This is a genomic window from Ruminococcus sp. 1001713B170207_170306_F1 (assembly GCF_015668065.1).
GTDB lineage: Bacteria > Bacillota > Clostridia > Lachnospirales > Lachnospiraceae > Blautia_A > Blautia_A faecis.
The window spans coordinates 25,517-46,427 of record NZ_JADPEX010000022.1 but is presented as its reverse complement, the minus strand read 5'-3'; the positions used below and the strand labels follow the sequence as shown (position 1 = coordinate 46,427).

The following is a 20,911-nucleotide window of genomic DNA, read 5'->3' as shown; positions in this document are numbered from 1 at the left end:
CACTTTTCAGAAGCTGTGGATTCTGCTATACTGGACTGGAAAAAATAAGCGAGGGAAAATACCATGTTAGGATGTGTTTATCTGATTCTGGCAGCATTATTGGGTAGGGAAATTACCCATAATTTTTTGCCGGAACAAAGAATGAGAGAAAAAGGAATCACGCCCTTGTGGGTGACTTTTGCAGCGTCATTTGGAAGTGGTGTGCTGCTTATGACCTGGGCTGTCTATATAGCAGCATGGCTGCTAAGCGTGTACTCTGAAGCGGAGAACCCCCTCTTTGGAGCAAATCTGATGGTGATGGCAGCTGTGGGGATATTTTTGCTCTTGTGCTGTTATAGAAGAAAAGGTTCTTTTGGGAAATTTATTAAAAGACTTTCCGGCGAGGTTCCTCCAGCGAAAGAAATCGTGTTCTTATTGATTTTACTGGCGGGAATTACCTGGATCATGGTATTTGTATTTCATGTTAGTGACGGATATTTGTATTCCGGATTTACTGTATTTGGAGATTATGCCCCTCATACAGCGATGATGAGATCATTTTCGCTGGGAAATAATTTCCCCACGCAGTATCCTCATTTTGGTGGTGAAGATGTAAAATACCATTTTATGTTTCAGTTTCTGACAGGAAACCTGGAATATCTTGGAATGAGAATTGATATAGCGTACAATGCCGTAAGCAGTCTGTCACTCTGGTGCTTCTTTATCATGCTGTATTCTATGGCGAAAAGGTTCTTTGGCAGTATGAGTGCCGGAGTGCTTTCTGTTTTGTTTGTTGTATTTCGAAGTGGAACTGCTTTTTTCAGATTTGCATATGAACATTTACAGGCTGGTGATTTGTGGGAGACTCTGGCCGGGAATACTGCTTTTATTGGATATACCCCCAATGAGAACTGGGGACTTTGGAATTTTAATGTATATTTGAATCAGCGGCACTTGGGATTTGGTCTTTTGATGGCTGCGCTGGTATTATGGATTTTCCTGGACTGGGTGGAAGAAAGCTGTGCAGAGAAAGATAAGGGAATATTGTGGCTGAAGAACAGATTTCTTACAAAAAAAGCATGGATGTTTAAGAAACCTAATACAGCTCTTTTTGCCGGAATGCTATTGGGTCTGTGTTCATTTTGGAATGGAGCTGCTGTAATTGCATGTCTTCTGATTCTTATGGGATTTGCCTTTTTTTCTGATGGAAAACTTGACTATCTGATTCTGGCAATCGTGACAGTTGTGTTCTCGGAAATTCAATCTAAAATGTTTGTATGGGGAAGTGTTGTATCACCTTCTGTATATTTTGGATTTCTGGCAGAAAAGAAATCACTTCCAGGCATAGCTGTATATTTATTTGAAATAAGCGGCATTGTTTTCCTTGGCGTTTTAGTACTGCTGTTTTTTCTGAAAAAAATGGAAAGAGCAGTTGCAGTGAGTATACTTTTCCCAACAATCTTTGCATTTGTGGCGTCTCTTACACCAGATATAAACGTGAATCATAAATATATTATAATATCTTATGCATTCCTTGCTGTTTTCTGGGGTGGAGCTGTAAGCAGATTGTTCCATTGGAAAGGTGCTGTTGGGAAAATTTTGAGTTTGATTCTGGCACTTAGTCTGACCATAACAGGAATTTATGATTTTGCAGTAATCCTAAAAGATAATGATTCGGGACATCGGGTTTCTGTGAACCTGAACAGTGGACTGACCAGCTGGCTTGCAGAAAATCTGAAAAAAGACGATCTGATTTTGACACCGGAATACAGTATAAATGAAGTCACTATGTCAGGGGTTATGATGTATCTGGGATGGCCTTATTATGCATGGTCCGCAGGCTATGACACTTATTACAGGGCTGCCAGGGCAGTAGAAATCTATACAACAGCCAGCGCACAGGTACTAAAGAAAACAGTTGAGGAAGAACAAATTACATATATCCTTTTTGAGGAAGGTATGAAATTTGAGGAGAAAGAATGCCGCGAAGATGTGATTGCGGATACATATCCTCTGGTGTATCAGTCAGATGACGGGAGAATAAGAATTTATGGAACAAAAGAATAAGAAAAAAATCAGTACACAAACAATAATTAAACTTCTGCTGGCGGTGGTGCTGCTTGGCCTATCTGCATTTTTACTGAAAGGTGATGTGTGGACTTTCTGGACTTGGTGGCTTCTGGCGGGAGTGATGGGATTTGCTGCAATGCCTGTTACAGGAAGACTGTTCTGGCGTTTTGAGGACAAAGGATGGATTTTTTCTAAGGTACTGGCGATTGCTGCAACAGGTTTTCTTACCTGGTTTCTGACAGCTATCAGACTAATCCCTTTTAATGCCCTGACTTGTGCTGCTGTAACAATCCTATGCGCAGTTATCTGTTTTTTCCTTCTTCGAAAGGAATCAAAAGAAAAGACAGAATGTTTTCCAGTTGACAGGATTTCTCTGATTTACTGGGAAGAATTATTGTTTTTCCTTGCATTTCTTATGTGGACATATCTGGCAGGATTCCGCCCTGCTGCATATGGAACCGAGAAGTTCATGGATTATGGTTTTATGGAAGCTATGATGAGAAGCACCACACTTCCGGCAAGAGATCTGTGGTATTCAGAAGGACATATTAATTATTATTATGGCGGTCAGTATTTTGCTGTTTTTCTTACCAAGCTTTCCCATACAAAGGTGGAACTGACTTACAATCTTATGCGTACCTTTGTAGCCGGACTGGCTTTTGCAATGCCATTTTCCCTTGTTTACCAGATGATGTCAGACCGTATGAAGGGACTGCAAAAAAGCGAAAAAGTAATAAAAGGACTTCCTTTTGCAGCTGGATTTACAGCTGGTACAGCTGTTTCCATTGCAGGAAATATGCATTACGTAATTTATGCGCAGATCATTCCCCTGATTGAGAAGCTGACAGGTAAGGAAGTGAGCAGTTACTGGTTTCCGGATGCTACCCGCTATATAGGATATAATCCATATCGTGAGGAAGACCGGACGATACATGAATTTCCCTGCTATTCTTTTGTACTGGGAGATCTTCATGCTCATGTGGTAAATATTATGTTTGTACTTCTTGTAATAGCACTTCTTTATGTATGGCTAAGGGGTGTGCGCAAGAAAACAGTACCGGTTGAGACTTCCATGAAAGATGGAAAATTCTGGAAAGAGCAGCTTCTTATGCCTCATCTTCTGGTAATCAGTGCGCTTCTCGGAATGTTTCAGTGGACAAATTTCTGGGATTTTGTAATTTATTATGTAGTAACTCTTGGAACGGTGCTTTTTGCCAATATTATCCGTTTCCAGGGAAAAATAAAGAAAATCATGGTTGTAACTTTTGCACAAATGGCAGAAATCTATCTGCTTGCCTATCTTGTGATCCTGCCATTTACCTTACAGTTTGACACTATGGTGGATGGAATAGGAATTGCCAAGTACCATTCCTATTTCTACCAGCTGCTGGTTCTCTGGGGACTTCCGGCAGTTTTTACCATTACATTTGTAATTTCTATTCTCTGGGAAAAGCTGCGGGGGATGGAGCACAAGAGCCTGTACCGTCTTATGAAAGCTATCCGCACGGCAGATCTTTTTGCCATTATTATGGGACTTTGCGCTATTGGTCTGGTGGTAATCCCGGAATTTGTTTACGTGCGTGATATTTATGAAAATGGAAATGCCAGGGCAAACACTATGTTCAAGCTTACTTATCAGGCATATATTATGTTTGCACTGACTATGGGATATGGAATTTACAGACTTCTGGCTGTTAGCAGACAGAAAGTATTTAAGATCATTTCCGGAATCTGTCTGTTTTTCCTGATCTGGACGGTAGGATATTTTGGAAAAAGTGTGGATTCCTGGTTTGGAAAGGTTTTGAATCCGTCAGGCTATCAGGGGCTTTATGCTCTGGGCTATCTGGATACGGATTTTTCAGAGGATGTGTCTGCAATCCAATGGCTAAAGGAGAATATTAAAGGGGCTCCGGTAGTGCTGGAGGTAAACGGTGACAGCTACAGCGGTTATGAGCGTGTTTCTGCAGCTACAGGTCTTCCAACAATTCTTGGCTGGTATGTACACGAATGGCTCTGGAGGAATGATACAGATGATCTGAACCGGAAACAGGCAGATATTATGAGTATTTATACTTCACAGGATGAGACCCAGGTAAGAGCTCTTCTTACGGAATATGGTGTTTCCTATATCTTTGTGGGCTCTAAAGAAAGAGAGAAATATGAGGACAGCTTGAATAATGCACTTCTTCAGTCACTTGGAGAAATTGTATTTATGGATGAAGATTCCGGCACTTATATTGTTAAGGTGGATTGACAAGGTTTTTAAACAGGTGTTATATTAAAGAATGCTGAAAAAATAATAGAAAGCTGGACTAAAATGAAAGCAGAAATTGTAGCCATGACGGCAGATGCTATCGACCATGCGGCACTTGCCAGAGGCGGAGAGATATTGAAACAGGGAGGATTGGTGGCATTCCCTACAGAAACTGTTTACGGTCTTGGAGGAAATGCACTGGATCCTATGGCTTCGAAGAAGATATATGCAGCCAAGGGACGTCCTTCGGATAACCCGTTGATCGTTCATATTGCAGATTTAAATGCGCTGGTTCCAATTGTAAAGGAAGTACCGGAGAAGGCGAAGATACTGGCAGAGAAATTCTGGCCTGGTCCCCTGACTATGATTTTTGAGAAATCAGACCTGGTTCCATTGGAGACAACTGGTGGTCTCAACAGTGTAGCTGTGCGTTTTCCAAGTGATCCCATTGCAGCGGAGCTTATTTTGCAGGCAGGGGGATACGTGGCAGCGCCAAGTGCAAATACTTCCGGACGGCCAAGCCCGACTACAGCACAGCATGTTGAGGAGGACTTAGGGGATGCCATTGAGATGATCATTGATGGAGGTCCTGTGGGAATTGGCCTGGAGTCAACGATTGTAGATTTTACCGAGGACGTACCGGTGGTTTTAAGACCCGGTTATATTTCACTGGAAATGCTCCAGGAGGTTCTTGGCGATGTGAGAATGGACAAAGGTCTTATAAAGCCTGATAGTAAAGTTCATCCCAAGGCGCCGGGAATGAAATATCGGCATTATGCACCGAAAGCAGATCTTGCAATTGTGGAGGGTCCCACAGAAGAAGTAATAAATGCCATTAATCAGTTTGTAAAGGAAGATCAGGCAAATGGACTTCAGGCGGGAATTATTGCCACAGAAGAGACTATTTCCAGATATCCCTGCGGAACTGTGAAGTGCATTGGGAGCAGAGAGGCAGAGGAAACCATTGCTCATAACCTTTATGAGGTGCTGCGTGAATTCGATCAGTGTCAGGTAAGCAAAATTTATTCCGAAGCTTTTTATACCCCAAAAATGGGACAGGCAATTATGAACCGGCTTCTAAAAGCAGCCGGTCACAAAATAATCAATATAAGGAGAGAAGAACAATGAGAGTAGCATTAGGTAGTGATCATGGCGGATTTGAACTGAAACAGGAGATTATCAAATATCTGGAGGAAAAGAAGATTGAGTATAAGGATTACGGCTGCTACAGCACAGAGTCCACAGACTATCCGATCTATGCAAAGAAAGTTGCACATGGGATTCTGGACGGAGAGTGTGAGCTAGGAATCCTTGTATGCGGAACAGGTATTGGTATTTCTATCACTGCAAACAAAATTAAGGGAATTCGTGCAGCAGTATGTACAGACTGCTTTACTGCTGAAGCAACCAGACTTCACAATGACGCAAACATCCTTGCGCTTGGAGGACGTGTAGTTGGACCTGGACTTGCAGTTAAGATTGTGGATACTTTCCTGAATACACCATTTTCAGGAGATGAGAGACATATCCGCCGAATTGCTCAGATCGAGACGGAATAGGAAGGAGAGCTCTTCTATGGAGAACACAAATCAGAAAAACACCGGGAATATACAGATCGCGCCTGTAAGTGCTGCATCAGATCTGAACCACAAAAGAGAAGGTTACCTTACCTGGGACGAATATTTCATGGGAGTTGCCATGCTTTCCGGCATGCGCTCCAAGGATCCCAATTCACAGGTAGGAGCGTGTATTGTCAGCGATGATAATAAAATTCTTTCCATGGGATATAATGGTTTCCCAAAAGGCTGTTCCGATGATGAATTTCCCTGGGCAAGAGAGGGAGAGCCTCTGGATACCAAATATCTGTATGTGACCCATAGCGAGCTCAATGCAATTTTAAACTACCGTGGAGGAAGCCTTGAGGGAGCGAAAATGTATGTAACTCTTTTTCCATGCAATGAGTGTGCCAAGGCAATCATCCAGGCAGGAATCAAGACTCTGGTCTATGATTGTGACAAATATGCAAGCACTCCGTCAGTCCTTGCTTCCAAGAGAATGCTGGACTCCGCCGGTGTACGCTATTATCAATATAAGAGAACCGGACGCGAGATTTCGCTGACGGTGTAAGTTAAAGAGGTTTGTTGTGGAAAATACGAAAGAAAATACAGATTTGAATATGGGCAGAGCGAAGAATCACAGATGGAAAAAGATACTGGGAATCATTTTGAACATTGCTTTGCTTCTGCTTATAGATGGATTGTTGGTATATACTTTTATTAACGAAGGAAATCGTATATATAAAGGAACAATCATTAAAATATTACTAATTGTTACAGGAAATATTTTGTTTCTTGTTCTTCTGTTCTGGGGGGAGAAAATCTGCAGTGCAATTAAAAATACCACTTTTTTGAAAATAGCAGATGTCATATTGCTGTTGGCAACTCCTGGAATTGTATTTATGCTTGTCCAGATGGTCACCTGGGTGTCGGGATATAAGAATAAGGCAGTGTCAACATTTAAAGGCCTGGTTAAGATGTCATTACTGATGGAGCAGCCTTATTTGACACTGAATCTTATTATTTATGCAATATTTTTTATAATACTTATTATTTTATTCAGGAAAATCAATATTGCTTCTTCTGCGTTGTGTTACCTTTTTATAATCCTTGCAATGGTAAACTATTATGTAATGGAATTCCGTGGAGAACCATTCCAGCTTCTTGACATTGTAGGAATGGGAACGGCAGCAGAAGTTGTTGGAGAATATAGCTTCAAAATCAAACTGATGCTTGGAATTCCACTGATCTATGCCCTGGTATTTGGTGAGTTTGTACTGAAATTCCAGAAACTGGAGCTTGGAAAAAAGAGCAGAAAGAATACAGCTGCCCGGTTTAGTGTACTGGCTTTGATCGTGATTACATTATGTTTTACTATAAGACCTATCCTCCAGAAGCTTGACGCTGTTACTTTATGGCAGATTAACCGTATTTATAAAGAACAGGGCTACATTTCCTCTCTTGTTAAGGAAATCAAGTATTTTTATATCGAGCAGCCAGAAGGCTATTCTGTTGGAAAAACCGTAGAACTGGCACAGGAAATTGAAGATGGGGAAAATATTGTTTCAGAGACAGACAAGGGTGAGTCTGAAGAAAGTGTTGATAATACAGCTGCAGATACTTTTGAAACAGTAACACCGAAAAATATTATCCTGATTATGAATGAAAGTCTTACAGATTTTGAAAGTGTAGGGAAAATAAAGTCAAATGTAGAAATTTTGCCATACATAAGAAGCCTTAACAAAAATGTAAAACATGGACAGCTTCATGTACCTACATTCGGAGCCGGAACTGCCCGTTCTGAATACGAGGCTCTTACAGGAAACAGTATGAGCTTTTTGCCATCCGGAAGTGTTCCTTATCAGCTTTATGTGCGGGATCCGGAGTATGGTCTGGCAGATATCCTGAAATCCCAGGGATATTACACAATTGCCATGCATCCCAACAAGGCTCATAACTGGAACCGGGCCTCTGTTTATCCATGCATGGGATTTGATGAATTTATCAGCCTGGAGAACTGGGGAGAGGAACACAGAGAGCTTCTTCGAAATTATGTAAGTGACAAAGCAACATTTGAAAAGATCATCAGCCTTTATGAAGAGAAGGATGCGGATGAAAAATTATTTACATTCTGTGTAACCATGCAGAATCATGGCGGTTATACAGTAGAAGACAGAGCTGGATTTGAACCTACTGTAAAGCTTGGATATGATACAGAGTATCCTCTGGCTGAAACGTATTTATCGTTGGCAAGAGAGTCTGATTCAGCATTTAAGGAATTGCTGGAGTACTTTGAAAAAGTAGATGAGCCTACCATGATTGTTATGTTTGGGGATCACTGGCCTAAGATTGAAGAAGAATTTATGGCGAAACTTTTAGGCGGCAACAGGCAGAGCCTGGGACTTGTTGAAAGCCAGCAGTCCTATACAACTCCCTATGTGATCTGGACAAATTATCCATCTGAGACAGTAGAGGAAGATTTCAGTGCTAATTATCTGGGAAGCTATATGCTTCAGCTGGCTGGTCTTGAAATGCCAGGCTACAACCAGTTCCTTATGAATCTGAAAGAGCAGCTTCCAATCATCGGAGTTGGTGCTGTTTGCGACAAAGATGGAAACTGGTATGCCAATGATGCGCTTCCGGACGATTACAAAAAACTGATGACGGATTACAATATTCTGGAATATAACAATCAGTTTGAGAAAAAGGATGTAATAGAGAGCTTGTTTACTATTGGCAATTAAGAGGTGCGTTTATGAAAAAACTGTCACAAATGTTTTGCAACCTTTTGTTAATGGCAGTAATTGATGGGCTGCTGATCTATACAGAGCTTGGAACAGCCCATCCTTTTCAGGGAGATACCAAGAAAATATTGCTGATTGCCATTGGTAATCTGATATGGATTTTATTGGTTTTGTGGGGAGACAGACTAAGTGATGCCTGGCATACCTGCAGAATATCAAAAGCAGCGGATGGAATTTTACTGATTCTGTCCGCTCCTGTTATGATAGGGGCAGTGCAGATGATCACCTGGCTTTCCGGAAAAAGAAATAAATCAGTGAATTATCTGGGAAGTCTTCTGAAAAAGGTTACTTCCCTATCTTTTATGAATCTTATAGGGAACCTGATCGTCTGTTATGTTATTCTTGGTATATTGATCCTGCTTTTTCGAAAAATAAAGACAGCTTCAGCTGTATTTTGCTGGCTTCTGATTTTGCTGGCATTGATCAATTTCTTTGTAATGGAATTTAGGGGAGAAGCTTTTTTTCTGTTGGATATTACAGGAATTGGAACTGCTGCAGATGTTGCAGGAGAATATGAGTTTAAAATACCTCTTATGCTTGGCATTCCGTTAACGTATTCGCTGGTATTTGTCCAGTTTATCCTGAAATTTCAGAGACTGGAGTTAGGGAAAAAAAGCAGAAAAAATTTGATTGTGCGGTTAGCCTTTTTAGCTGTGTTTGTTGTGGCAATGGCAGTGGGATTTCGGCCTTTGATCATGAAGCAGGAAAATGTTTCATTGTGGAATGTAAACAAGGAATATCAGAATAAAGGGCTGGTATATACTTTTGCAAGAGAATTCCGGTTTGTTTTTGTAGAAGAACCGGAGGGCTATTCCGTGGATGCGGTAAAGAAAATTGCAGAAAAAACTGAAGGTGATCCGGCTGAAAGGCAGCAGGAGCCAGATGTAATCCCTGAGAATATTATTATGATCATGAATGAAAGTCTTGCGGATTTCGAGAGCATTGGGAGTGTCAGATCAGATGTGGAAATATTGCCGTATATTCACAGTATTGATAAAAATGTAACACATGGAAGTCTGCATATGCCCACTTACGGTGGCGGAACAGCAAGATCTGAGTATGAGGTACTTACCGGAAACAGTATTACGTTTCTTCCTTCTGGCTGTGTTCCTTATGAACTGTATATCCGGACTCCGGAGTATGGAATGGCAGATATTCTGAAATCTCAGGGATATTATACAATTGCCATGCATCCCAATAACGGACATAACTGGAACCGCGACCAGGTATATCCGCAGATGGACTTTGATGAGTTTTTGAATCAGGATAACTGGGGTGGAGAATATCAGGATAAACTGAGAGGCTTTGTAAGTGACCAGTCTGTTTTTGACAAGATCATCAGCCTGTATAAAGAAAAAGAAACAAATCAAAAGTTGTTTACTTTCTGCGTAACCATGCAGAACCATGGCGGATATTCCCAGAGCACTCTGAAGGGATACGAACCAGATGTAAAACTGAATTATGAAACAGAATATCCGGAGGCACAGACGTATTTGTCACTTGCCAGAGAGTCGGATAAAGCGTTTCAGAATCTTGTAGAATATTTTGAAAAGGTAGACGAGCCGACCATGATCGTCATGTTTGGAGATCACTGGCCTAAGCTGGAAGAAGGCTTTTTAGCAGAAGTTCTCGGAAAAGACAGGGAGAAGCTGGACCTTTTTGAAAGCCAGGTGACGTATACAACTCCATATGTAATCTGGACAAATTATTCTTCCGAGACTGCAGAAGAGGATATCAGTGCCAATTATCTGGGAAGTTATGTGCTGTTTAAGGCAGGGATTTCCCTTCCGTTTTATAATCAGTTCCTTATGAAACTGAAGAAACAGCTGCCGGTTATTGGTGTTGGTGCAGTGTGTGATCAGGAGGGGAACTGGTATGCTTCTGAGGATCTTCCGGACAATTACAGACAGTTTTTGAGCGATTACAATATCCTGGAATATAACAACCAGTTTGAGAAAAAAGATGTAATAGAGAGCTTGTTTACATTGAAGTAATAAAAAAGTACCCGGACAAAACAGATGCGGTGGATGGTAACTCTGGCTGTTACTGTGAACGGAGTGAACAGTAACCTCTGGCTGTTTTTTGTCTGGGTATTTTCTGTTTCGCCACTTGACATATGGGAAAATTTCGCATAAAATAAACAAGACTTAACGAGCAAATTAAATAAATGAAGTGGCAATGAAGAGAATAGTACATGAGGAGCAATCTCAGAGAGAAATCCAAGCCGACAGGCAATGGTGTGAGGATTTTGTGCGCAAGTCATGGAACCGGCCTCAGAGCTCCGCACAATTGAAGTGCGGCGTCTGTCCTACGTTATCAGGATAATTGAGTGAGCAGTGGAGCAGTCATTTCCAGTGTTAATCAGGGTGGTACCGCCGAAGCCTTTCGGTCCCTTTTGCAGGGATGGAAGGTCTTTTTTTATGTGTTTTTCAAATAATACATGGAATTTACCAGATTTCCCTGGCGTTTAAATATTAGAAAATCAAAAAGGAGAAAAATCATGGCAAAAGAAAAGAAAATGGTAGAAGCTATCACATCCATGGATGTGGATTTTGCACAGTGGTATACTGACGTTGTAAAAAAAGCGGAACTTTGCGGCTATACAAGTGTAAAGGGATGTATGGCAATCAAACCAGCAGGATATGCAATCTGGGAGAATATCCAGAAAGAGCTTGACCGCAGATTCAAAGAGACAGGCGTAGAGAATGTATACATGCCAATGTTCATTCCGGAATCCCTTCTGGACAAAGAAAAGGATCACGTAGAGGGATTTGCACCGGAAGTTGCATGGGTAACACACGGCGGACTTGATCCTCTTCAGGAGCGCCTTTGCGTACGTCCTACATCCGAGACTCTGTTCTGTGATTTCTATCAGAAAGAGATCCAGTCCCACAGAGATCTTCCGAAAGTATATAATCAGTGGTGCTCAGTAGTTCGCTGGGAGAAAACAACCCGTCCGTTCCTTCGTTCCCGTGAGTTCTTATGGCAGGAAGGACATACTGCCCACGCTACAGCTGAGGAAGCAAAAGAACGTACCATCCAGATGCTGAATCTGTATGCAGACTTCTGCGAGGAAGTACTTGCAATCCCGGTTATTAAAGGTCAGAAGACAGAGAAAGAGAAATTTGCGGGTGCAGAGGCTACTTACACAATCGAGTCTCTGATGCATGATGGAAAAGCACTTCAGTCTGGAACCAGCCATAACTTTGGCGATGGATTTGCAAGAGCATTCGGCATCCAGTACACAGATAAAAACAACCAGCTTCAGTATGTACACCAGACATCCTGGGGAATGACAACACGTATGATCGGCGCGCTGATCATGGTTCATGGAGACAACAGCGGACTTGTTCTTCCACCAAGAATTGCTCCGGTCCAGGCTGTTGTAATCCCGATCCAGCAGAGAAAAGAGGGCGTTCTGGAGAAAACAGAGGAGCTGACACAGATTTTGAAAGCAGCTGGAATCCGTGTAAAAGCAGACGTTACAGACAAGAGCCCGGGATTCAAATTCGCAGAGCAGGAAATGCGTGGTATTCCGGTAAGAATTGAGTGCGGTCCGAAGGATATCGAGAGCGGACAGGCTGTTATCTGCCGAAGAGATACCAGAGAGAAATATATTGTGAAGTTCGAAGAACTTGCTGCTAAGGTTCAGAAAGTTCTGGACACCATGCAGAAGGAAATGCTGGAGCGTGCAAGAGCCCACAGAGATGCTCACACCTATGTAGCAACAAATTACGAAGAATTCAAGGAGACCATCAACACAAAACCTGGTTTTGTAAAAGCTATGTGGTGCGGCAACCGTGAGTGCGAAGATAAGATCAAAGAAGACGTTCAGGCAACATCCAGATGTATGCCGTTTGAGCAGGAACATTTAAGCGATGTCTGTGTATGCTGTGGAAAACCTGCCAAGAAAATGGTATACTGGGGACGTGCTTATTAATAACAAAAGGGATTGCTGTTTATTTTGCAATCAGTAGTCAAAAAGGGGCAAAATTATTTTGCCCCGCTTTGTTTTTCAAGGCAGAGAAGTGTATGAGGAGAAGTTTTGTTTTAAATCAGAGGCAGGTGATAAAGATGGTATTTGAAATTCCACAAAAAGTTGAAATAATTATAAATATTCTGGAAAAAGCTGGTTATGAGGCCTATGCAGTAGGCGGCTGTGTCCGCGATGCCCTTCTTGGAAGAACTCCAAATGACTGGGATATCACAACCTCAGCCAAGCCGGAGCAGGTCAAAGCCCTGTTTCACAGAACCGTAGATACAGGAATCGCTCACGGAACCGTAACAGTGCTGCTTGAAAAAGAGGGATTCGAGGTTACCACCTACCGGGTGGATGGCGAGTATGAAGATGGCCGTCACCCGAAAGAAGTAACCTTTACGGCCTGCCTGGAGGAAGATTTGAAGCGTCGGGACTTTACCATCAACGCCATGGCCTACAATCCCAGGAAAGGGCTGGTGGACCTTTTTGAAGGGCAGAAAGACCTGGAAAACAAGGTGATCCGCTGTGTTGGTGATCCTCTGGAACGTTTTACAGAAGATGCTCTTCGCATTATGCGTGCTGTACGTTTTTCTGCGCAGCTTGGCTTTTCCCTGGAAGAAGAGACCAGAAAAGCTCTTTCTGTGCTTGCACCAAATTTAAAACATGTAAGCGCAGAGCGGATCCAGGTGGAACTTGTAAAACTTCTGGTGTCCCCTCATCCAGATTATCTGCGGATTGCCTATGAAGCGGGAGTTACCAGGGAATTTCTGCCGGAATTTGACCGCTGTATGGAGACACCTCAGAACACTCCACACCACTGCTATAATGTGGGAGAACACATTCTCCACAGCCTTTTGTATGTGAGGGCGGATAAGGTGTTAAGGCTGACCATGCTCCTTCACGACATTGCCAAACCTGTTGTACGAAAAACAGACGAAAACGGCAGGGATCATTTCAAAACACATGCTTCTGTGGGAGAAAAAATGTCCAAGGAAATTCTGCGCCGCCTGAAGTTTGACAATGACACTATTTCCAGAGTGAGCCGTCTGATCCGCTGGCATGATCTGCGCCCGACTCCAGCATCGGCTGAGGTGCGGAAAGTCATCAATGTAGTTGGGGAAGACCTTTTTCCCATGTGGATGGAAGTCCAGTATGCGGATAACAAAGCGAAAAGTGATTACCGTGGGGAAGAAAAAGCTGCTCGTCAGGCCGGAGTTCGAATGACCTGGGAAGAAATTATGGAAAAAGGCGAATGTGTTTCCATGAAAGGTCTTGCAATTACTGGCAGTGACCTGATCGCAGCCGGAATGAAGCCTGGAAAAGAAATGGGAAGTGTGCTCCATGAGCTTTTGGATGCTGTTCTGGAGAATCCGGAACTGAACAAGAAAGAATCACTTCTTTCCCTTGCTTTTGCAGCCGATAAAAAACTTCTTTAGAATAACATATCCCTCCCACTCATAAGATAGAAGGTATCTGAAGACATTTGGCATATGTGAGTGACGGGGGGATTTTTATTGTATGATTATGGTCTTAGCACCCTGACCCAGTATGGAATTGAAGTGAAATCTTCGTCCAGGACCCGGGGAGCATTGGTATGTCGTACAGAACAGGGAATTCTGCTCCTCAGAGAGTTTCACGGCTCCGAAAAAAAACTGCTTTTTCAGCAGGAAGTGTTAAAAAAACTTTCCCAGGAAGGCTGTCTGGTTGATACTTTTATTGAAAATCAGGAAGGCTCTTTGGTTACCAGAGATAAGGATAATATTCCCTATACCCTTCAGAACTGGTATGAAGGCAGAGAGTGTGACACCAAGTCCAGGGAAGATATTATAAGAAGTGTGCAGATTCTGGCAAGGGTACATAAATTTATGAATATGCCTGTGGAAAAAGCCTACATGGCGCGTTCCCTTGCAGATGAGTATGCAAGGCATAATCAGGAAATCCGCAAGATCCGTAAATTTATCCGCCAGAAAGGTGCCAGTGCCAGATTTGAAAAGGAATTTCTGGGCAGTGTACAGTGGTTTCTGGAAAAAGGGGAAAAAGCACTGGAAATGCTTGTAAAGTCGGACTATGAAAAACTAAGGGACAAGGCGGGCGAAGAGGGGCTTCTATGTCATGGCGAATATAACCAGCACAATGTTCTTCTTTGTAAAAATCAGGCTGCTGTGACAAATTTTGGTCACTTCAGCTTTGATGTGCAGATCAGCGACTTGTATTGTTTTATGCGAAAAATCCTGGAAAAATATAACTGGGATGTATTTCTGGCCAGACGGATGCTGGAGCAATATGACAAAATACGTCCTATTTCTTCGGAAGAATGGGAAAACCTGCGAATCCGTTTCACATATCCGGAAAAATACTGGAAACTGGCAAATTACTACTTTTCTCATAACAAAGCATGGATTTCCGGTAAGAATACAGAAAAGCTGGAAAAGGTAATTGCCCAGAAGAAAATATGGGGGGATTTCCCTGAAAACTGCTTTGGAAAATCCCCTTTCTAGCGCAGAAAATCCCCTTTCTAGCGCAAAAACCTTGACAATACAGGGCAAAAGGTATATATATAGATAGAAGAATCTTTAGAGGAGGAAACACCATGAATAAGACTGAATTAGTAGCAGCTATGGCGAAAGAAACCAATCTGTCCAAGAAGGACGTTGAAGCTGTTTTAAAATCATTCATCGACGTTGTATCAGAAGAACTGAAAAAAGGTGAGAAAGTTCAGTTAGTTGGCTTTGGTACATTTGAAGTCAGCGAGAGAGCTGCCAGAGAGGGAAGAAATCCTCAGACTGGTGAGACCATGAAGATCGAAGCTTCCAAGGCTCCGAAATTTAAAGCTGGTAAAGCTTTAAAAGATATGGTAAACGCATAATCGCGTAAGCTTTTACAGGAGGAACTTTATAGTTCCTCCTTTTTTAAACACGCTCTGATATAGGAGAGTATTATGAGATTAGATAAATTTTTGAAAGTATCCCGCCTTATTAAGAGAAGAACTGTGGCAAATGAGGCATGTGATGCAGGAAGAGTGCTTGTAAATGATAAGCCGGCCAAGGCTTCTGCCCAGGTGAAGACAGGAGATACTATTGAGATTCAGTTTGGAAGCCGCAATGTGAAGGTGGAAGTGCTGGATGTGAAAGAGACTGTGAAGAAGGAAGAAGTTGAGAATCTGTACAGGTATGTTTAAGAGTTCTGTGAACGAAGGAAACAGTATTACTTAAGCAGGTTCTAATTTTAAAGAAAATTTCATAGATTATCTGTGAACCCACATATTTGGGAGAGAGGGATTTGGAAGAAAAGGTTGTGAACATTTCCCATAAGCTGATACTGGATAACAGGAAAGAAGCATCTGTCACAGGTGTGAAGGATGTGATTTCTTTTGATGAAAAGGAAATCCTTCTTCAGACTGCTGACGGGAAGCTGCAGATTCGCGGCAGCGGGCTTCATGTAAAAGGACTAAACCTGGAAAAAGGAGAAGCTGCTCTTGCCGGACATGTGGATTCTCTTGTCTATTTGTCTAAAGATTCCCCACGAAAAGAAGAACCATTATTTACAAGGCTGTTCCGTTAAGCTATGAGCATATATATCTACAATGAGATCTGGCTTTTCGTCCGGGCTTTTGCAGGGGGTGCGGTGCTGATCCTTTGCTACAGCCTGCTTCAGGAAATAAGAAGGCTCATTTTCTGCAGTCCGGCAGCAGGAGGGATTTTGGACCTTCTTTATTGGGTGTGCGCAGGACTTCTGGTATTTGCAGGAATTTACCGGATCAACCAGGGAATCCTGCGTAGTTTTCTGTTTTTGGGAATTATATCAGGGGCATTTCTTACATATCTGACAATAAAACCTTTATTTGAAAAAATTTGTTATATAATCCTGGAGGTTCCTGTCAGATTCGTAAAAAAAACTTCAAAAAAATATATAAATTGGTTGCTATTTTTTTGTAAACGTTGTAAAATTTTAGTTAAGCAATCTGCAAATCAGTACAAAAATAGTACCAGAAATCGTTTGCAGATGAGAAGAGGCAGGAAGTTTGGGAAAATCAGGGAAAAAACGAAGAAAAAAGACAATAGGGTATAATCATCTCGGGATGTTCGGTATTTCTCTGATCGTTCTGATTCTGATTCTGACGCTTATGGCACAGAGCCGGGACCTTAAGGAATCTCTTGCCGGCTATGAGACCAGGGCAGAGGCATTAAGCCAGCAGATTGAGGAAGAGCAGGCGCGCACTCAGGAGATTGAAGATCTGAAGCAGTATATGCTCACGGATGAGTACGCAGAGCAGGCCGCCAGAGAGAAGCTGGGTCTTGTGAAGGAGAATGAGATTATTTTTCAGGAGGAGAAATAAGGTTCTGGGAAAAACGAAGTTTGGAAGTTTCTGACGATATATTTTTCAATATGGTCGTCTTTGTTTGACATATATTTTCATACCTGTCCCCTATAATAGGCATAAGGTGCTGCCGAAGGTGATGTAAATGCAGCATTCCTTTGCAAAAACAAGGGCAGCAGTTAAAGACTACATGAACAGTGGGGCGTGCAGCTTGCGGGAATGCTTTTTCAAACAGGCTCTGGCACTGTAAGGCTGTAAAGGGGAGGGGAGAATATGCAGGAATGGATAATTGCCATGCTCGTGATCAGTGTGCTGCTGGTGCTGCGGGACATGGCAAAAGTTTTTTTCAGGGGAAGAAGTTTCCTTAAGGCAGAGCAGCCGGCCGAAGAGAAAAATCCCCAGAAGGAGAAGGTGGAGCGGTATGCGGCTTCTTTTCGGAAGCTTGCAGACAGCTTTTATGGATTACCCTACCGAAAAGACTATTTAAGCAACGGCCAGGTGGATGGAATCATAAGGGAGACCTGTGATGAGATATGCAGCCACTGTTATCAGCGGGAAATCTGCTGGGGCACCCAGTCGCAGGAAATGTACAGAGGAAGCGAGCGGATGATTCGTTCCATGGAGGAGGGAAATCAGGAGAAAATACAGGAGACAAAAAGCGACTGGATGAGTGTATGCAGTCGTTTTTCCCAGTATTATGAGACACTTGGTAACTCTTATATGAGGGAGCGGCAGAAGCTGATATGGGACAACCGGATGATCGAAAGCCGTCTTGCCGTGGCACAGCAACTCCAGGAGATGTCCAGAATCATGGATATGGTGGCAGAAGACCTGTACGACATTTCCATTGCGGATCCCCAGCTTATGACGGAATTGCAGAAGATTCTCAGGAAGCGTCATATTGTGGTGAAGCAGGTCTGGGTGATGGACAAGGTGGAAGGAAGACGTGAGATTTTTCTTACCATGCGTGCCAGAAGCGGGCAGTGCATTTCTGTTAATGAGGTGGCACAGCTTTTGTCTCAGGAATTCGGAACTCCCATGGCGGCAGCAGGAGGAAGAAGAATTGTAAATGGAGAATACCATACGGTTCATTTTGTGGAGGATGTAAGCTATCAGGTACTTTACGGAGTGGCAAAGCTGACCAAGGAAATGGAGAAGGTTTCCGGAGACAATTATATTTGCAGACAGGAAGAGGCAGGCCGTTTTGTAATGTGTCTTTCTGATGGAATGGGCTCCGGGGTGGAGGCATGCCGGGAAAGCGAGGAAGTGGTAGAACTTCTGGAACAATTTCTGGAATCCGGTTTTACCCAGGAGACGGCGGCGAAAATGGTGAACTCTGCTCTTGTGATGAAGGGACAGGAAGGGATTTTTTCAACAGTGGACATCTGCGCAGTGGATTTATATACGGGAATCTGTAACTTCCTGAAAGCGGGGGCTTCCGCCACTTTTATCAAAAGGGATCACTGGGTGGAGGCCATTTCTTCAGAGAGTCTGGCGGCAGGGCTGATACAGCAGGTGGATTTTGAAACATCTTCAAGGAAGCTGTATCACGGGGATTATCTGATCATGATGACAGATGGCGTCTTGGATGCGCTGCCTGCCATGCGGGAGGAGGAGACCATGAAAGAAATCATTATGGATATCCATGAAGAGACTCCCAAGGAGATGAGCCGGGGGATTCTGGAGCGGGTGCTGGGATACAGCGATTACTGCGCCAGGGATGATATGACGGTTCTTGTAGCTGGAATGTGGAAGAAATAGAATGATTATTTTTGAGTAAAAAACAGATATGGAATCATATGAGCATATGAATATGTTTGAAAGAAGTAATATTGTTACGGTTCACGAAAGAATCAGTAACGTATCAGAGGCAGAGCTAGTATGTATCAGAAAGTGAAAGCATATATGAAAGAACATGGCATGGTAGTGGATGGGGATGTGGTCCTTGCCGGAGTTTCCGGAGGAGGAGACTCCATGGCTATGCTGGAAATGTTAAAAAGATATCAGGCTGAAGCAACTTTTTCGCTGTGTGCGGTACATGTGCATCATGGAATCCGCGGCGAGGAAGCTGACCGGGATGAAAGAGTAGTAAGAGAGACCTGCGAAAAATGGACGATTCCTTTTTTATCCTATCATTACCCGGTACCGGAGCTTGCAAAGAAATGGAAAATGGGACTGGAAGAGACAGGAAGAAAAGTCAGACAGGATGCGTTTTCCAGGGCAGAAGCTGATTATTTTGGAAAATCAGAAACGGCTGACCTCCAGGGTGGGGGAAGAGTCTCTGCCGCCAGAGAAGGAAAATTACGGATCCGTATTGCTCTGGCCCACAATGAAAATGATGTGGCGGAAACTTTGCTCCACAATCTTTGCAGAGGAACGGGGCTGAAAGGTCTGGCTTCTATTTTGCCGGTGCGGGATGAAATTATTCGGCCCATTTTGTGTTTAAATAAACAGGAAATTGTCAATTATTTAATAAAAGAACAGATTCCCTATGTAACAGACAGTACCAATCTTACAGATGATTATACAAGAAATAAGATCAGACATCAGATATTGCCTATTCTGGAAGAACAGGTGAATGCTTCTGCTGTCCGCCATATGGCGGAGACGGCCAGTCTTGTTAGTCAGGCAGAGGAGTATTTGTCCCGTCAGGGAGAACGCCTTGTGAAAAAGTATGGGGAAAACAGGGAACGGGGAATTTTCCTGTCAGAAGCATTCTGGCGGGATGAGCCTGCCATAGCTTCTTACGGAGTGCTTCAGGTTTTTGAAGAGCTGGCTGGGAAACGTAAGGATTTTACAGCTGCTCATGTAAAAAGTGTGGAGAGCCTTCTGAAGCTTCAGGTGGGACGACGGATCAATCTGCCTTATGATCTGGCGGCGCTTCGAACTTATGGAGGAATTTTACTGGGAGAAAGACAATTACTGGGAATGTCAGATAGAAATCTAAGTTCAAAAGAGTACGATCCAGTGAAAGCTGAAAAAAATCAGGAGAGGAATGCACTGCAAAAAAGTGTCCAGTTGAGTAAAAAGGAGCTGGAAACTGCTTGTGAACAGGTACTTTTTACAGATAATGTTTTTTATCTGAAAATATTTTCTAATGAAGGCCAGAAGATTGAAGAAAAAAAGTATACGAAATGGCTGGATTATGATAAAATAAAACAGGAACTGTCCATCCGGACCAGACAGCCGGGAGATTTTCTCATTGTAGATGACAAAGGGAGCAGCAAGAAGCTGAACCGTTATTTTATAGATGAGAAGATCCCATCAGAGGAAAGAGACAGCATCTTGCTTCTATGTACCGGCTCTGAGGTTTTGTGGGTGGTGGGAGGCAGAATAAATGAGAATTATAAAATAGCTCCCAGAACCAGGAGAATATTGGAAATACAATACCAAGGAGGAAAAGATAATCATGAGTGAAAAAATCAGAGTTTTACTGGATGAGGAGACTGTGGAGAAGCGTATCTGCGAAGTAGCAGCCCAGATCAGCGAAGAGTACAAGGGAAAAGAAATCCACATGATCTGCGTTCTTAAGGGCGGAGTATTTTTCATGTGTGAGCTTGCCAAGAGAATCACAGTGCCGGTAACTCTTGATTTCATGTCTGTTTCCAGTTATGGAGATGACACCAAATCAAGCGGAGTTGTAAAGATCGTCAAGGATCTGGATCAGCCTCTTGAAGATAAAGAAGTTCTTGTTGTGGAGGATATTATTGATTCCGGAAGAACCTTAAGCTATCTGCTGGACGTTCTGAAGAGACGTAATCCAAACAGCGTGAGACTTTGCACCTTGTTGGACAAACCGGACCGCAGAGTGGTAAAAGGGGTTGATGTGGATTATTGCTGCTTCAATATTCCAGATGAGTTTGTTGTGGGCTATGGTCTTGACTATGCCCAGAAATACAGAAATCTGCCATACATCGGAGTGGTAGAGTTCGAATGAAAGGAGAATTATAC

17 protein-coding genes are annotated in these 20,911 nt (G+C 42.8%); all 17 read left to right on the top strand.

The genetic code is table 11. From position 1 onward, the window contains the following. Positions 1–63 precede the first annotated feature (63 nt). The gene (locus tag I4V84_RS13495; RefSeq protein ID WP_195992525.1) at positions 64–2,046 is read left to right on the top strand and encodes a hypothetical protein; all 1,983 of its coding nucleotides are present in this window, start codon (positions 64–66) and stop codon (positions 2,044–2,046) included. Next, on the top strand, positions 2,030–4,303 hold the full coding sequence (locus tag I4V84_RS13490; RefSeq protein WP_195992523.1) for a DUF2298 domain-containing protein: 2,274 nt from the start codon (positions 2,030–2,032) through the stop codon (positions 4,301–4,303). The genes I4V84_RS13495 and I4V84_RS13490 overlap by 17 nt, the downstream gene beginning before the upstream one ends. A gap of 84 nt (positions 4,304–4,387) precedes the next feature. Continuing rightward, positions 4,388–5,431 (top strand): L-threonylcarbamoyladenylate synthase, encoded by a 1,044-nt coding sequence (locus I4V84_RS13485; RefSeq protein WP_347088245.1) that lies wholly within the window; start codon positions 4,388–4,390, stop codon positions 5,429–5,431. Next, complete coding sequence (gene rpiB / locus I4V84_RS13480; protein ID WP_195992521.1) at positions 5,428–5,862, top strand: ribose 5-phosphate isomerase B; 435 nt, start codon at positions 5,428–5,430, stop codon at positions 5,860–5,862. The genes I4V84_RS13485 and rpiB overlap by 4 nt, the downstream gene beginning before the upstream one ends. An 82-nt stretch (positions 5,863–5,944) precedes the next feature. Next, positions 5,945–6,430 carry a dCMP deaminase family protein gene (locus I4V84_RS13475; RefSeq protein WP_118581740.1) on the top strand — a complete coding sequence of 162 codons (486 nt, stop codon included), beginning with the start codon at positions 5,945–5,947 and terminating at the stop codon, positions 6,428–6,430. 16 nt (positions 6,431–6,446) lie between these two features. Next, a complete protein-coding gene (locus I4V84_RS19985) occupies positions 6,447–8,603 on the top strand; it encodes an LTA synthase family protein (protein WP_195992519.1) in 2,157 nt (718 codons plus the stop codon). An 11-nt stretch (positions 8,604–8,614) separates the two neighbouring features. Then, positions 8,615–10,657, top strand: a complete 2,043-nt coding sequence (locus tag I4V84_RS13465) for an LTA synthase family protein (protein ID WP_195992518.1) — start codon at positions 8,615–8,617, stop codon at positions 10,655–10,657. A gap of 506 nt (positions 10,658–11,163) precedes the next feature. After that, positions 11,164–12,603 (top strand): proline--tRNA ligase, encoded by a 1,440-nt coding sequence (gene proS / locus I4V84_RS13460; protein WP_195992515.1) that lies wholly within the window; start codon positions 11,164–11,166, stop codon positions 12,601–12,603. A 92-nt stretch (positions 12,604–12,695) separates the two neighbouring features. Further along, the gene (locus I4V84_RS13455) at positions 12,696–14,078 is read left to right on the top strand and encodes a CCA tRNA nucleotidyltransferase (RefSeq protein ID WP_334286098.1); all 1,383 of its coding nucleotides are present in this window, start codon (positions 12,696–12,698) and stop codon (positions 14,076–14,078) included. A gap of 78 nt (positions 14,079–14,156) precedes the next feature. Continuing rightward, the gene (locus I4V84_RS13450) at positions 14,157–15,140 is read left to right on the top strand and encodes a CotS family spore coat protein (RefSeq protein ID WP_195992512.1); all 984 of its coding nucleotides are present in this window, start codon (positions 14,157–14,159) and stop codon (positions 15,138–15,140) included. A gap of 92 nt (positions 15,141–15,232) precedes the next feature. After that, a complete protein-coding gene (locus I4V84_RS13445) occupies positions 15,233–15,508 on the top strand; it encodes an HU family DNA-binding protein (protein WP_117851504.1) in 276 nt (91 codons plus the stop codon). Positions 15,509–15,580: 72 nt separating this feature from the next. Continuing rightward, positions 15,581–15,820, top strand: coding sequence for an RNA-binding S4 domain-containing protein (locus tag I4V84_RS13440; RefSeq protein WP_118581552.1), 240 nt, complete (start codon positions 15,581–15,583; stop codon positions 15,818–15,820). Between the two features lie 101 nt (positions 15,821–15,921). Then, entirely contained in the window at positions 15,922–16,203 is a 282-nt protein-coding gene (gene yabP / locus I4V84_RS13435; protein ID WP_118581555.1) for a sporulation protein YabP, read from the top strand. 460 nt (positions 16,204–16,663) lie between these two features. Then, positions 16,664–16,978 (top strand): septum formation initiator family protein, encoded by a 315-nt coding sequence (locus I4V84_RS13425; protein WP_226815895.1) that lies wholly within the window; start codon positions 16,664–16,666, stop codon positions 16,976–16,978. 255 nt (positions 16,979–17,233) lie between these two features. Continuing rightward, complete coding sequence (locus I4V84_RS13420) at positions 17,234–18,721, top strand: SpoIIE family protein phosphatase (protein WP_118581564.1); 1,488 nt, start codon at positions 17,234–17,236, stop codon at positions 18,719–18,721. Positions 18,722–18,841: 120 nt separating this feature from the next. Further along, positions 18,842–20,377, top strand: coding sequence for a tRNA lysidine(34) synthetase TilS (tilS, locus tag I4V84_RS13415; protein WP_195992510.1), 1,536 nt, complete (start codon positions 18,842–18,844; stop codon positions 20,375–20,377). Further along, positions 20,370–20,897, top strand: a complete 528-nt coding sequence (gene hpt, locus I4V84_RS13410) for a hypoxanthine phosphoribosyltransferase (RefSeq protein WP_118581570.1) — start codon at positions 20,370–20,372, stop codon at positions 20,895–20,897. The genes tilS and hpt overlap by 8 nt, the downstream gene beginning before the upstream one ends. The last annotated feature ends 14 nt before the right edge of the window (positions 20,898–20,911 follow it).